Source organism: Lentilactobacillus senioris DSM 24302 = JCM 17472 (assembly GCF_001436555.1).
GTDB classification, from domain to species: domain Bacteria; phylum Bacillota; class Bacilli; order Lactobacillales; family Lactobacillaceae; genus Lentilactobacillus; species Lentilactobacillus senioris.
Genome location: NZ_AYZR01000004.1, coordinates 60,595 through 75,856, shown reverse-complemented (window position 1 = coordinate 75,856; position 15,262 = coordinate 60,595). Strand labels below are relative to the sequence as shown.

At 38.5% G+C, this 15,262-nt stretch carries 12 protein-coding genes; 7 read left to right on the top strand and 5 right to left on the bottom strand.

The features are described from left to right. The first annotated feature begins 103 nt into the window (after nt 1-103). The 3 genes from FC56_RS00680 (at nt 104) to ppdK (ending at nt 4,283) form a co-directional block, all read left to right on the top strand. A complete protein-coding gene (locus tag FC56_RS00680) occupies nt 104-814 on the top strand; it encodes a GntR family transcriptional regulator (protein ID WP_056977318.1) in 711 nt (236 codons plus the stop codon). 64 nt (nt 815-878) lie between these two features. Beyond that, nucleotides 879-1,502 carry a helix-turn-helix transcriptional regulator gene (locus tag FC56_RS00675; RefSeq protein ID WP_056977317.1) on the top strand — a complete coding sequence of 208 codons (624 nt, stop codon included), beginning with the start codon at nt 879-881 and terminating at the stop codon, nt 1,500-1,502. A 162-nt stretch (nt 1,503-1,664) separates the two neighbouring features. After that, the gene (gene ppdK / locus FC56_RS00670) at nt 1,665-4,283 is read left to right on the top strand and encodes a pyruvate, phosphate dikinase (protein ID WP_056977315.1); all 2,619 of its coding nucleotides are present in this window, start codon (nt 1,665-1,667) and stop codon (nt 4,281-4,283) included. Between the two features lie 51 nt (nt 4,284-4,334). On the opposite strand, the gene FC56_RS00665 is transcribed toward ppdK, so the two are convergent. Further along, a complete protein-coding gene (locus FC56_RS00665; RefSeq protein WP_056977313.1) occupies nt 4,335-4,931 on the bottom strand; it encodes a cadmium resistance transporter in 597 nt (198 codons plus the stop codon). 189 nt (nt 4,932-5,120) lie between these two features. Here FC56_RS00665 and yjeM point away from each other — a divergent pair, with 189 nt between their 5' ends. Next, nucleotides 5,121-6,608 carry a glutamate/gamma-aminobutyrate family transporter YjeM gene (yjeM, locus tag FC56_RS00660; RefSeq protein WP_056977311.1) on the top strand — a complete coding sequence of 496 codons (1,488 nt, stop codon included), beginning with the start codon at nt 5,121-5,123 and terminating at the stop codon, nt 6,606-6,608. A gap of 52 nt (nt 6,609-6,660) precedes the next feature. On the opposite strand, the gene FC56_RS00655 is transcribed toward yjeM, so the two are convergent. Together FC56_RS00655 and FC56_RS00650 are read right to left on the bottom strand one after the other, a co-directional pair. Next, on the bottom strand, nt 6,661-8,043 hold the full coding sequence (locus FC56_RS00655; protein WP_056977309.1) for an MFS transporter: 1,383 nt from the start codon (nt 8,041-8,043) through the stop codon (nt 6,661-6,663). A 107-nt stretch (nt 8,044-8,150) separates the two neighbouring features. Then, nucleotides 8,151-8,561, bottom strand: coding sequence for a peptide deformylase (locus FC56_RS00650; RefSeq protein ID WP_056977307.1), 411 nt, complete (start codon nt 8,559-8,561; stop codon nt 8,151-8,153). Between the two features lie 427 nt (nt 8,562-8,988). Here FC56_RS00650 and rbsD point away from each other — a divergent pair, with 427 nt between their 5' ends. Together rbsD and fucP are read left to right on the top strand one after the other, a co-directional pair. Beyond that, nucleotides 8,989-9,384, top strand: coding sequence for a D-ribose pyranase (rbsD, locus tag FC56_RS00645; protein WP_054671125.1), 396 nt, complete (start codon nt 8,989-8,991; stop codon nt 9,382-9,384). A gap of 17 nt (nt 9,385-9,401) precedes the next feature. Continuing rightward, on the top strand, nt 9,402-10,757 hold the full coding sequence (fucP, locus tag FC56_RS00640; protein ID WP_056977305.1) for an L-fucose:H+ symporter permease: 1,356 nt from the start codon (nt 9,402-9,404) through the stop codon (nt 10,755-10,757). 75 nt (nt 10,758-10,832) lie between these two features. On the opposite strand, the gene FC56_RS00635 is transcribed toward fucP, so the two are convergent. Then, on the bottom strand, nt 10,833-12,473 hold the full coding sequence (locus tag FC56_RS00635) for a glycoside hydrolase family 43 protein (protein WP_056977303.1): 1,641 nt from the start codon (nt 12,471-12,473) through the stop codon (nt 10,833-10,835). Nucleotides 12,474-12,499: 26 nt separating this feature from the next. Then, complete coding sequence (locus FC56_RS00630) at nt 12,500-13,981, bottom strand: MFS transporter (protein WP_056977301.1); 1,482 nt, start codon at nt 13,979-13,981, stop codon at nt 12,500-12,502. A gap of 434 nt (nt 13,982-14,415) precedes the next feature. On the opposite strand from FC56_RS00630, the gene FC56_RS00625 reads away from it, so the two are divergent. Further along, on the top strand, nt 14,416-15,258 hold the full coding sequence (locus tag FC56_RS00625; protein WP_056977299.1) for an alpha/beta hydrolase: 843 nt from the start codon (nt 14,416-14,418) through the stop codon (nt 15,256-15,258). The last annotated feature ends 4 nt before the right edge of the window (nt 15,259-15,262 follow it).

Sequence of the window (15,262 nt, the reverse complement as noted above, 5' to 3'; positions counted from 1 at the left end):
TGGGGAATATGATAAGTGCATAAATGCCCATTTAATAAGTACTTTAAGGTAAAATAACAATTAGTAAAAAAACTGGTTATACTCATAAGACAGGTGAAGGAATATGACTATTCGAATTCCGCTATATCAAAAATTAGAAAATACTATTATTAAATTAATAGAGTCTAAGGTCCTTTTACCAGGCACTAAGTTGCCTTCGGAAAGCAAACTACATAGAGATTATCAAATGAGTCGGATTACTATTCGGCGAGCATTAAAGGACTTAGAAACTAGTGGTTATATCGAAACTTTTCAGGGAAAAGGCTCCTTCGTTAAAAAACGCGAACACGAAGTAGGCGGAATGCATTACTTTAATGTTTATGAAGCAATTAAGGAAATGGGAGGTCAGGCCGAGGTTAAATTAGCGTCGTTTCGGTTAATTGTGGATGATAGCCTACAAAGTATCCGGAAAAAACTAAAAATTAATGATGATGATTATATCTATGAGATCAAGTATGTTACTACTTTTGATGGTCAAGCCGTCTTTTTTGATTCGGTTTATCTGCCGTATCTACGTTATCCGCAAATCTATCGAAGTGAGTTAACTAACTCTTGGCTATTAACGCTGCTGAAACATAAGTACCAGTTTGATGGGAAATTTCATACAATGTCGACTAATGTAGAGGTAGCAAAACCAGGTGAAAAATTAGTGCAAGAGGCTGTGCGGGTGGAAACTTCAGCTTATGAACTACAAAACGGACAAAGGAAAATGGTCTTGTGGAGTCGGGCCTATTCGTTTGGGGACTTAATGAGGTACTTGAAGCAAAATCATTAATTAATGATATACTTAAAATTAAACATAACGTATTATTAATCGATTTAAAACACGGGAGAGCGGAATGGAATTTACGGAGCGACAAAAAAAGATTATTGAAATGCTAAAGGCAAATAGTCCAATGACGGGGGAAAAAATTGGTGAAAGTCTAGGATTAAGTGTCCCAACTATCAGAGCTGATTTAAGATTATTAACAGCGGTGGAAATTTTGGCTGCTCGGCCCAAAGTAGGTTACATTTACCAGGGAAATCCAGCTAACCGGTTGAACTACAATGAACTATACGATCTGCCAATTGAAGATATCCTCTTACCAGCCACTAAAATTAGTGAAGATACTAGTATGCAAGCTGCGATTACTAAGTTATTTATTGAAGATGTTGGTTCTTTGTACGTGGTGGATGACGATTCAGAACTGGTAGGATTGATTTCAAGAAAAGATCTTTTGCGGGCTACGTTTACTAGCGATGACCCTAAGGTGGTTCCAGCTGGAGTAGTTATGACCAGAATGCCTAATATCGTGATGGTAACGCCGCAAACTACCATCCTAGAAGCAGGCCGTTTGTTGTTAACCCATGAAGTTGATTCTCTACCGGTTGTTGATAAGTCGGGAAGTCGGTCCGTGATTGGTAAAATTACTAAAAACCGCATTTTCCAACACTTTATTGAAAATGGTCAGGCTGATTCATAAATTAAAATAAGTCTTTAAATAAAAAACAAGTTACCAAGGTGTTTAGCGCTTTAGTAGCTTGTTTTTTATTTTTAACTTTAGAAAACGTTTGCATTATTTTAGAAGATAAGTTACATTGTAAATAATAATTGTAATGTATTATTTTCCAGAAAGAAGGATATTATGACTCAACTAGTTTATAATTTTGCTGAAGGAAATATGAACATGCGCGATTTATTAGGTGGTAAAGGGGCTAATTTGGCCGAAATGACCGGATTAGGTTTGCCAGTCCCTCAAGGATTTACCCTGACCACGACTGCTTGCCATGATTACCAAGTCAATCACCAACTGGGCCAAGAGCTATTACACCAAGTAGACCAAGCTTTGGAACAGTTAAGTGAAATTAGTGGCAAACGATTTGAGGACGAACACAACCCCTTATTAATTTCTGTGCGCTCTGGGGCTGCTATTTCGATGCCCGGAATGATGGACACAATTTTAAATATTGGTTTGAATGATAAAACGGTTGCTGTATTGGCTGAATTAACCGATAATGAACGGTTTGCTTACGATAGTTACCGCAGATTACTAGCTATGTTTGGTAACGTAGTTTATGGAATTGCCGAAGATGCCTTTGACCAGGTTTTAACGGATATTAAGACTCAAAAAAACTACGAATCAGATTTGGATCTAACAACTGAAGATTTAAAGGCGATTGTAGCCGAATTTAAGCAAATTTACCGTGATTCAGATAAAGGCGAATTTCCTCAAAAGCCGAAAGAACAATTACTTGCTGCCATTAGGGCGGTGTTTGAATCCTGGGATAATCAACGGGCTCGTATTTACCGTCGAGAAAATCAAATTTCAGAAGACCTAGGAACTGCGGTTAACGTTCAAGAAATGGTATTTGGTAATGCCGGCGCAGATTGTGGAACCGGGGTAGCATTTACTAGAAATCCAGCCACTGGGGAGAATAAGTTGTTTGGAGAGTATTTACAAAATGCCCAAGGTGAAGATGTGGTAGCGGGAATTAGAACTCCACAATCAGTTGAAGTGTTAGCCACGGAAGTGCCACAATTATACGATCAACTCCAAGATATTGCGAAAACCTTAGAGCAACATTATCATGATATGCAAGATTTAGAATTTACCATTGAACACGGAAAGATGTTTTTATTACAAGCTCGGGACGGTAAACGAACGCCAGCTGCGGCCGTTAAAATCGCAATTGATTTGGTTAATGAGGGGCTATTGAGCAAACAAGAAGCCATCTTAAAAGTTAAGCCGGAATCATTAACCGCATTACTGCACCCAGAATTTGATGCGGAGACAATGGCTGAACATCCAGTTTTAACTACTGGTTTACCAGCTTCTCCTGGGGCTGCTACCGGACAGGTATACTTCACTGCAGCAACCGCTAAGCAGGCTAGCGATGAAGGTCATCGAGTAATTTTAGTGCGTCAGGATACTTCCCCAGAAGATATTGAAGGAATGATTGTTAGCCAGGCGATTGTAACGTCACGAGGTGGAATGACTTCCCATGCGGCCGTGGTTGCTCGGGGAATGGGGGCGACCGGAGTTGTTGGAGCAAGTGAATTAAATGTCAATTACGCTAAAAAGCAAGCTAATGTAGGGGACCAATTGATTGAAGAGGGGGATTGGTTGTCTGTTGATGGGACTACGGGTAATTTGTACTTAGGACCAATTGAAACTACCCCAGCCACCATTAAAGGGGATTTATCGGTATTGTTAGAATGGGCGAAGAAATTTGCTAAACTAGGTGTGTATACCAACGCTGATACTCCCAGAGATTTTCAAAAGGCGTTGGAATTTGATGCCGACGGAATTGGTTTGACCCGGACAGAGCATATGTTTTTCAAGCCGGAACGATTATTGCAAATGCGCCGAGTTATTTTGGCTAGAACGGCTGAACAACGCGCAGAACCTTTATCGCACTTACTAGAGATGCAACAGGCAGACTTCTATGAGCTTTACAAGTTGGCTGGTGATAAAGAGGTAACTATCCGATTACTTGATCCACCGCTTCACGAATTTTTACCACATGATATGGCTGAAATTCAAGAAGTAGCAGAACAAATCAATGTATCTGTGGATTACTTAACTGAACGAATTGACTCGTTAAAAGAAATTAATCCGATGCTGGGGCATCGAGGTGACCGATTAGCAATAACCTTCCCTGATATTTATCAAATGCAGGTTAAAGCCATCATGACCGCTGTACTACGGTTATCTGATGAAGGTCAGATTGTTCATCCCCATATTATGATTCCGCTAACTGATTCGCAAACCGAAATGGGATGGGTTCGCAAACTAGTTACCGATCAAATAACTGAGATGTTAGCTGATAAAGAGATCACTATCGACTACACCGTGGGAACCATGATGGAAATGCCTCGAGCATGTGTTACTGCAAATCAAGTAGCTCGAGAATCTGATTTCTTTAGTTTTGGAACTAATGACTTAACGCAATTGACATTTGGTTATTCCAGAGATGATGTAGGGTCATTTTTGCCAGAGTACATTAAGAAAGGAATCTTACCGGCAGATCCATTTCAGACCATTGATGTTGAAGGGGTCGGCGAGCTTATGAAAATGGCTGTTAATAGGGGACGCTTAACTAAACCAGACCTACCAATTGGAGTCTGTGGAGAAGTTGGTGGCGATCCAACTTCAATTAATTTCTTCGAAAAAATCGGAGTAACCTATGTTTCCTGTTCGCCATTTAGGGTACCTGTTGCTCGTTTGGCGGCAGCACAGGCACATATTTTACAAACTGCATAATTAAAAAGAAGGTAGAAGAATAAATCTTCTACCTTCTTTGGCAAAGTTATATTAATTTAGTCCTTGGTAAATTAATGCCGCCCCTAAAACGATTAAAATTATAGCTGTAGTATTTTCTCCGTATTTATGGAAGAAAGTTTCAAAATCCTTGAAGTGGGTGAACCATAGACCTAATCCGCACCATAAGCAGATTAAGAATACGAGGTAGAGGTTCACTAGGATTAAATCAGTGTTATTTAAGGTAGAAAAGAATGGTATGTAGACCCCTAAATTATCGCCGCCATCTGCTAAGATAGTGATGAAAACAAATCCCACTGAAACTACATGTTGGTTGATACTTTTCTTTTGGTGTTCTCGGCGAGCATGCCGCTCAGTCCAAAAAATTTCAAACCCCATAAATAAGGGGATCGCACCTAAACCAGCAATGAAATCTTTGGATAGCATTCTGACGCCTAAGCCGCCTAAATCGGCTAATAAAACAATGACGATAAATCCCAGTATCTGACCAATAAAAACTTTAATGATGTCCTGACGTTTTTTATCAGCGGCTTCACTGACGGCGACCATTAAGAAGGTAACTAGTAAAAAGAGGTCGTCCATGTCAGTTGCCAAAAAGGCTAGAGTCGCCTTGATTAGATTTGCAAACAAGTAATCTCCCCTAACTTTATCAAAACAGAATTTGTCTCCATTTTAGCGCTGGAAGATTTTAAACGGGGAAAAATTAACTTACTTATCTTTTCAAATGTATAAAAATTAACGTTTTTCAATAGCCATTGCATAAAAAAACATTAACCGTTATAATTTTTTAATAACTAAGAGAAAAAGGATGCGATGATAATGAAGGTACAGTCGAAGATTTCTCTGACCGGCTTAATTTTAATGATTTTTTCTACGATTTATGGATTTGCTAATACAACGGTGGCATTTGCCCAGATGGGTTATGCCAGCATTATCTGGTACATATTTGCGGCAATTGTGTTCTTTTTACCATCAGGACTAATGTTCGCCGAGTATGGCTCCGCGTTTAAGGATGATCATGGTGGTTTTTATTCATGGTTATCCGAATCAGTTGGTGAAAAAACTGCCTTTGTAGGAACTTTTATCTGGTTATCTAGCTGGGTAATTTGGTTAGTTTCTACCTCTTCTAAGGTTTGGATTCCGCTAACTACGTTATTAACCGGTTCTGATAAAACTCAGACTTGGCATTTTATGGGCTTGACCCCAATTCAAACGGTTGGGATTTTAGCGTTGATTTGGATGATTGCAATCACCTTCTTCAGTAGTAAAGGGATTGATTCGATTGCCAGAGTTGGGTCCATTGGTGGGACCTTCGTAATGATTTTAACTGGTATTTTCGTGGTAGCTTCTGTAATTTTATTATTTGCCAATCATGGTCAATTACAAGAGCCAATTCACGGGGCAGTGAGCTTCATTAAGTCACCAAATGTTGGTTTTCAATCACCGATCGCAGTTTTCTCTTTTGTAGTGTATGCTATCTTTGCTTATGGCGGGATGGAATCCATGGGGGGGATCGTGGATGATCTCGACAAGCCAGAAAAGAACTTTCCTAAGGGAATTCTAATTGCTACCTTGTTTGTTACGGTGTTCTACTCTCTTTGTATTTTTCTTTGGGGGATTAGTACCAACTGGAGCAAAGTTATTGGTGGCGACGACGTAAACTTAGGTAACATCACTTATGTTTTGATGAATAACTTAGGCCTGTTCTTTGGTCATAGTTTAGGCCTTTCTCATGCAACGTCTGTGATGCTAGGTTCTCTACTAGCTCGGTTTACCGGTTTGAGTATGTTCTTGGGGTACTTCGGTTCTTTCTTCATTTTGACTTATTCTCCATTGAAATCATTTATCATGGGTTCACCTAAAGAACTTTGGCCAGAAAAAATGACTAAGCTGAATAAAAACGGTATGCCAGCATATGCAATGTGGATTCAAGCAGCGATTGTTTCAGTGATTGTCCTATTGATTTCCTTTGGTGGTTCTGGAGCCCAAAAATTCTATTTGATCTTAACTGATATGGGAAATATTTCTACTTCTGTGCCGTACCTATTTTTAATTGCAGCTTTTCCATTCTTTAAAAGCAAACAAAATATTGAACGCCCATTTGTGGCTTTTAAAAATAAAACCTGGACTAATATCATTGTTGCCTTCATTTTAATCATTTTGTCCTTAGGAATTATTTTTACTGCCGTGGAGCCAATCTTACAACATGACTACACAACCGCATTTTGGACTATCATTGGTCCAATCTTCTTCGGAGGAGTAGCGTTGATCTTTTATTCAAGTCAAAGCAAACGACTTAAAAAATAAAAAAAACGATAGCACTTACCAAATTATGGTGAATGCTATCGTTTTTTTATGTCTATTTTTGGGACCGAAAAACCTTAAATAAAAGAAAATCACTAATTAGTGCCAATATTAAAAATAATAAGAATGATATTTGGGTACCAGTTGCCGTTCCTGCAACTAAACTATTACCGACCTTACCAGTTTGGTAGGCAGCAAGCACGGTCCCGGAAAGAGCAGTACCTACTGATCCAGAATATTGCTGAGATGCGTTGAAGAACGCATCACCATCACTTTGCTGCTGATTAGTCAACAAACTAATTCCACTAGTTTGAAGATTACCAGTGGTTAGCCCAATTCCTGACATGAAGATAAAGTAAATAACAACCGCTTCCCAAATGCCTAAGTGATGGGCGGTACTAACGACAAATAATGCTAATCCTAGCGTTAACAAAATCGTTCCTAGTCCAATTGTCTTTTTAGCACCTAATTTATCTAATAAGGTACCGCTAGCTGGAGAAATTAACGCTGACAATAATGAACCGGGTAATAAGATTAAAGCAGCTACCATAGCAGAATTGTGGTCTACTGTCTGAACATAAATTGACAATAAAAAGCCAACAGCTGGAGGAGCAACTTGACTTAAGAAGAAGGAAATATTTTGGTCTCTAAAGTCACGGTTGTGAAAAACGGTGACGTTTAAAATAGGATTAGTTTGTTTAGCAGAATATTTAAAAAACCAGATGGTAGTGATGACAGCTACTACTAGGCTACCAATGGAAATTACCGGGCTGATTACTGAACTACTAATAAACGAAAGACCAAATGTTAAGCAACTTAAAATAATGGTAATTAGAATCAGGCCACCCCAATCTAGCTTGATCGGCTGGGGCTTAGTCAAAGGCTCTACCGTCTTAAATCCTAACGCCAGGCTGATAAATACCACGATCAGCATTAAAAGAAATAGCCATGGTAGGTTAAAGAAGTGAAGAACTAAGCTACCATAAAGGGGACCTAAAGCAGGTCCCATGGTTAACAATAGCGTTCCAACACCGATGAAGGTTCCTCGCTGATTCTTGGGAACCTTGTCGATAATGATGTTGAACATTAAGGGAACGGAAAGGCCGGCAGCTATGCCTTGGATGACCCGTCCCGTAAGTAAAATAGCGAAGTTGGAAGCCAGTCCACTAATTAAAAGTCCCACTGTAAAAATTGCTATAGAGCTACGAAATAACTGAGAAGTAGCAAAACGCTTCAAAAGGTATGGTGACATGAGGATGCAAATTCCCACAATCAAAGAGTAGGCACTATTAACTAACTGTCCTAAATCAGTTCCAATATCATAGGTTTTTAGGATTACGGGCATAGCTATATTTAACCCGGTTAATAAATTAGTTCCTAAAAAACTAAGCAATCCAGTTGCAATAATGGCAAATAATGTTTTATTTTTTTCAGTCATGACTTCCCCCGTTCATGAAATCCTTTTACACTATTTATCCAACTTTTGACGGGGAAAAGCAATTATTCTGAATTGTTAATTGACGTTGAAAAGATACTAAATTGAAGTTAGATTAAAATCCCTTCACAATGATCGATTTCATGTTGGATGATTTCGGCGACAAAGCCGGTAAATTGCTGAGTTTTTGGTTGAAATTGTTCGGTTTGGTATTTAACGGTAATGGCTTGATAACGGGTAGTTGGTCGCTCGCCACTTAAAGAGAGGCAACCTTCACTGGTTGAGTAAGCTTCTTGATGTTTGGTAATGATGGGATTCACCATAATTAATGGGAAAGCACCAATTTCAGCAATGATAATATGCTTATTTTGACCAATCATGTTAGCTGCCATTCCAACACAGTGTTCCTTGTGGGCTGCTAAAGTATCTTTTAGGTCGATAATAATTTGGTGATCAGCAATCGTAGCAGGTTGAGCTTTGCTGGTTAATTGCAGGGGATTAGTTACAATTGGTTGAATCATTTTATTCTCCTATAAAAATTAAGATTAATTACCAGCGCTTATTATACGCTAACTAATTGAGTAATTAAAATTAGCGGAGATTGTGAAAAATAATACTTATTTATAAAGTGAATTTAATCGCAGAATTAACATGTGTATTTAGGAATAAACACTATTACTACGGTTATTGCAATCGATTCCATTATTGATAATATCACAAGTAATAATTTAATAAGAAAACGGTATGGGAGTTGGATTTAAATGGAATATGATCTAAGAATATTTAGTGAAATTTAAAAATGTTATTGCAATCGTTTGCATGTGATGATATTATATTTTTGTCGCTTAACCGTTTTACTAAAAAATAAACTATCAAGTTTATTTTTTTGCTTTAAAAGTAAAAAGGTTTACTAAAACGTATAACCTAGTTGAATGAGGAGAAACAATTATGAAAAAAACTACTGTGATTAACTCAGAACTATCAACAGTGATTGCCGGAATGGGCCACATGGATTGGCTTTCAATCGGTGATGCTGGAATGCCAGTTCCTGCAGGTACCAAGAAAATTGATCTTGCTCTTACTAAGCAACTTCCTAGCTTTATGGACGTTTTGAAAAACGTATTAGCTGAAATGGAAGTTCAACACATTTACTTGGCAGATGAAATCAAGGATCAAAACCCAGAACAATTAGCTGCTATTAAAGAAGTTTTACCTGATGTGGACATTACCTTTGTCCCACATAGTCAACTTAAAAAAGATCTTAGCAAGACCCATGCTTTCGTACGAACTGGTGAAATGACACCTTACTCAAACATTATTTTAGAAAGCGGAGTTACATTTTAATTAAGGAGGAAAATAATTTGCAAGCAAAAGAAGTCGAATCAAAGCACGGTTGGATTCAATTATCCGACGGTTATTTGAATAAAACCCCAATTTTTCAATTTATCTTGGTTTGTTTGATGTTCCCATTGTGGGGAGCCGCAGCTTCATTGAACGATATTTTGATCACTCAATTTAAGACGGTGTTCATGTTAAACGATGCTGCTACTGCCTTTGTTCAAAGTGCCTTTTACGGTGGTTACTTCTTAATCGCCATCCCTGCATCAATTGTTATCAAGAAGATGAGTTACAAGTTTGCCATTATGATTGGTTTGATTGCCTACATCGTAGGTTGTGGCTTGTTCTTCCCAGCTTCTCAAGTGGCCACGTACGGAATGTTCTTAGCTGCCATCTTCGCCATTGCGATTGGACTTAGTTTCTTGGAAACTTCTGCTGAAACTTACAGTTCAATGCTTGGACCTAAGAAGTCCGCTAACTTCCGAATTAACTTTGCTGGAACTTTGGTACCTTTAGGGGATATTTTAGGAATCGTCTTAGGTAAGTACTTGATCTTTGGTACCGTTGGAAATCTATCTGAAAAGATGGCTAACATGCATGGTGCAGCACGACTTGCCTACGGTGAAAAGATGTTGCAACTTACCTTGCGACCATACAAGTACATTTTGATTGTTTTGGTTGTAATGTTGATCATCTTGGCATTGACTCCAATGCCAGCTGCTAAAGCTACTAATACTTCTAGTGATGGAGTGGAAGAAGAAAAGCCTTCATTGGGTGAAACTTTCCGCTACTTAGTTAAAAATGCTCGGTTTAGAAAAGCCGTTGCAGCTCAATTTGTTTATGTTGGTATGCAAACTACTGTCTGGTCATTTACCATTCGTCTAGCTTTGAAGATGGGCGATCATTTGACTGATAGTGCTGCTTCTACCTTCATGATTTACAGTTACATTGCTTGGTTTGTTGGTAAAGTGGTTGCTAACTTCTTAATGGGTCGTTTCTCAATTACCCGGGTTCTTGCAATCTACTCAGTATTTGGAACCATCGCATTGATTTTAACTATGAGTATTCCAAATATGACTTCAGTTATCATGGCTATCGCTGCTAGTTTCTTCTTTGGTCCTCAATGGCCAACGATTTACTCCCATGCTTTAGATACTGTTACTGAAAAGAAGTACAACGAAACTGCCGGAGCTTTCGTGGTTATGGCTATCGTTGGTGGGGCTATTGTTCCAGCTATCCAAGGTTGGGTATCTGACATCACTGGCTCAATGCAATTCTCATTTATCGTTCCAATGCTTTGCTTCTTGTACGTAACTATCTACTGGGCATTAGAATACCGTTACGATAAAAAACACCCTTACACGGTAGTAGAAGATTAATTAGTTATAAATTAATAGGGCCTCAACACATTGTGTTGAGGCCCTATTTTTTTGAATCTATATCACTGTATAGAATTATTCTTTAGGTTCATCTGGATCAGGTAATTCGGTGTAATCAAAGTTGTTAAATTCAGCAGTAGAATTATACCCAGAGTAATCAACAGCTGCTAAACCAACGAACGCACCTGTGAAAAATCCACCATAAGTGGAAAGAACATATTCATCTGAAAGGATTTTGGCGTCCAATTTAACCGGAACTTCATGCCATTCTTGACCATCGAATGAGTATTCGTAAGTATAGAATTGTTTTCTAACCTTAGTTCTGAACCAAACTGATTCAGTTCCCTCTGGAATTTGAATGGCGTCATCCTTCAAGAAGGAAGTGTAATTGTTATTGTCGTTTTGGGCAACTTCGATGACGTGGCCTTTTTCTTCGTTCCAGGTAATAAAGATCCAAGAATAATGTTTATCGTTGTAGAAGTTAGTAAGACCAGCCATTTGTTGGTAACTAAATGGATTGAATTTAACTTTAACTGATGCGTCAAAGTTAAATGCTTGCCACCGCATAGCGATCATAGAAACGTCAAACGTACTGCTTAACGAATCGTGTCCAATTAATTTCAGACTACCATCACCAGTGGAACCCATGTGATCAGTAAATGGAATTCGTAAGGTGTTCCAGTTAGTAGTATCTAGTTTACCAGTAAAGTCATCATGGAAGGAATGATCTTTAGGAGCTTCAGTTAGGATGGCATCTTTAGGGGCATCTACAAATGTTTCACCACCATGACCACCAACGATGCGAGGCCAGCCTTCATCATCCCATTCCACTTTTTGAATGGAAGTTTCACGGCCTAATGGACTCCAACCGCGAGGGTCAGTTGCTGATTCAGTTTCATGATGCCAAGGACGAGCAGAGAGGGAAGCGTAGTACCATTCGCCACCTGGGGTAGAAACTAAAGCACCGTGACCCTGTTTTTGGATGTATGAATCAGGAGTATCAAAGTTAGTAATGAATGGGTCACCAGGTTCAGTAGTAAATGAGTGAGCGTCTAAAGTTTTAGAACGAGCCACTACTTCTTGGTGAGTCCAAACAGTTCCACCTTGAGCAGCAAAGAGATAGTATTCACCGTTGATCTTGTACAAATGAGGTCCTTCGACTAATTTAACGTCGGTGCCATCATAAATTGTCCGAGCGGTTTCTGGCATCACTTCTAGGGTATTAGGATCAATTTCAGTTAAAGTAATACCGTCAAATGGATGCTTGTATTCGCGATGATCCCAAGTTTGTTGCACGATGTATTTACGACCATCATCATCGTGGAATAGGGACTCATCAAAACCAACACCGTTTAATAGTACGGGCTTAGTCCAAGGACCATGAATATCTTTGGCAGTAGTAACGTAGTTGTGCATATCTTTAAAAGGTCCTTCAGTAACCTTAACATCGGTAAAGATTAACCAGAACTTACCATCTGCGTAAGATAGATCTGGAGCCCAGATTCCGCCAGAAGCAGGATTGCCTTTCATGTCTAACATATCAACATCTGCAAGTGGAGAAGGGAGTTCATTCCAGTGAACCAAATCTTTTGATTCATGGAGACGAACACCGGGGAACCATTCAAAGGTCGAGTTAGCGATGTAATAAGTATCATCTACGCGAATAATACTAGGGTCTGCATTGAATCCGGGTAAAACAGGGTTTTTGATTTTCATGAGATAATGATCCTTTCTTTTTAACTTTAAAGATTTTGTTTTTGCCGTTGAGCTGCTAGTTCATGGTTCATTTTATTAACGTCAGCATCTGTTAATGGGTAACGACTCATTACCCACATGCCAACTAATGCTAATGCAATTGGTAACCAGATCATGGAAATAACGATCCCGTTTAAAGCACCGGCACTTTGGGTTGCTTTGTTACCGTCGAAACCAACTGCAGCATTGATATAACCGGGGATAATTCCACCAAGTGCTAAACCAATCTTGAAGAATAAGCCCATTAAGGAGTTAATTAAGGCAGCTGAACGACGGTGAGAGGTGTATTCGCCGTAAGTAACAACTTCAGGAACCATTGACCACATGTAACCAGTAGCAGAAGTGATCCCCCATTGTTGAATGAAACGACCAATGTAACCTAAAGCAATAGAGTTCTTAAATTGTGGGAAACTCCAAACCCAAAGAATTAAACTACCAACGATGAAGAGAGCCAAGAAGAAGTAGAAGAAGCCTTTTTTACCGAAAACTTTTTTAAGTTTAGGCCATAAGAAAACTAAGAAGATACCAGGAATAGAACCAATTAAACCAATTGAACCCATCCATTCGGCATGGCCAATGTTGTATTGGGTGTAGAATGCCCAAACGGTGTTACCAAAGAACATAAAGGTAAATCCAATTAAGAAGAACAAACCTAAAATTCGAAGAGGACGGTTACGCTTAAATTCTGTGATTAAATCAGAGTATTTAACGTTTTCAGTTTCTTCTTTAGTAGCAACTACTCGTTCTTTAACGCCGAAGTAAGTAAGCATTAATAAACAGAAACCGATAATCATGTAGATACTCATAACTTTAAAGTAGGCGGGACCGGCAGCACGAGAAGCATAATTACCAAGGTCTAAGTGAATTCCGAACAAACCGATATCTTTAGTGACTTTGTCAGGTGAAACTAATTGAATAAATAGTGGTAAGAAAGTATAAACCATTAAGTTACCAATATTGGCTTCAGTCATCCGAACAGTAGTCAAACTAGAAATTTCATCACTATCCCGAGTCATTGATGCATTCAATGAACCATAAGGGATGTTTACTAGTGAGTAAACCATAGCTGTTGCTAAGTAAGATAGGAAAGCATACAAAACATTACCGTGAACAGCTGGAATTGGTAAGAATAACATTGCTGATAAAACAGTTAATGGAATTCCAAACCAAAGTAAATAAGGCCGGTATTTACCTGATTTAGGGTTGCGTTTATCGATCCAGGCTCCAACAAATGGATCCCAGAAAACGTTAACCCAACGAACAACTAAGAAAATGGTAGCGCCAACAGCGGCTGAAATTCCATCAACCGTAGTTAAATAGAATAATAGCATGGAACCGATGGTACCGAAAATCAAGTTTTGAGCAAGATCTCCAGCGCCATAAGAAATTTTTTCAAACATACTAAGTTTGGCGAATTCATCGGAATGAGTTTGCGATGAAATGCCTGTTGCTTTGACATTTTCTGCCATAAACTAACATCCTTTCCTGGAAAAAATAAAAACTATAGAACAATAATTGCTTTATTGGGTTAGTTGGTTGTTAATTCCAACTAACTGATGCGATAAGTATACTATTTTTATTTTTATTTGTAAACGATTTCTTGATGAGATGTTATGGATTGCACAAGATAATTGCTTAAAAATCATGAGTAAATGTGCCTTAATTAGAATGTTTTAAGCTGATTAAATTCGATAATATGTATAATTTAATTTTTTTGTGAAATATGTACTTTATGTTTAATTGGATGGACTTTACCTAGATGTACTTAGAAAGGACTAACAATGTAAAAATTTCGGGTTCAGTGCTTGCTGATCATCAATGTGAGCAAAACGTTTGTTGCAAATAAAATTCAGCGTTATATTATGATTGATTTGAGATTAGTTATTTAAAGGGGGAGATTTATATGACTGTTCAAAGTAAACTTGATGTGGTTTATGATGATAAAAATGAACTAGCATTAGACTATTATTGGGATCCAAGTATTACCAACAAAGGGGTTTTAATTGATATTCATGGTGGTGGCTGGTTTAGAGGCGATAAGAGTAAAGATTCTGACTGGGCCACTAGATTAGTTGGTGAAGGTTATTTTGTGGTAGTTCCTAACTATCGCATTACTCCACAAGGTTATTATCCCGATCCATTAACTGACATGGATAATGTAGTTGCTTGGGTTCGTGATCATGCTGATCAGCTAAGTTATGATGCTAACAAGATAGGAGCAGTAGGATCTTCCGTAGGGGGAAACATGAGTGTTGAGCTGGCTATCAAGTACGGAATGCCCGCGGTTTCTCTTTCGGGGATTTTAGATATTGATAGCTGGTTATCTAATCATTCAGATGTAGTGGCTAAACAAGATGCCCGCCAAAACTTTAACGGTGCCAGCTCTGAGATAAATCAAAATGGGGCTAATGACTCGTTTTATAAGTGGTTCGTGATGAATTATTTCAACGGTAATAATGATCCCCAATTATGGCAAAAAGCAACTCCTTACCACAGAGTGGATGCAAAAACCGGACCTATTTTTATGGCAAACTCCCTAAATGAATTTGTTCCTACTACCGGAGTTACTACAATGTTAGAAGCATTGAATAAGGTTCAAGTTCCTTCTGAAAGTCACTTCATTAGTGGAACCAAACATGCCAAAGGCTACCTTGATCAAGTTTTTGATCAGTCAGTGATCTTTTTGAATAAGTTTGTTGCCAATGATGGTATTCAAGCTAAAGCTGTTGATAACGAGGCTAATTAAACTA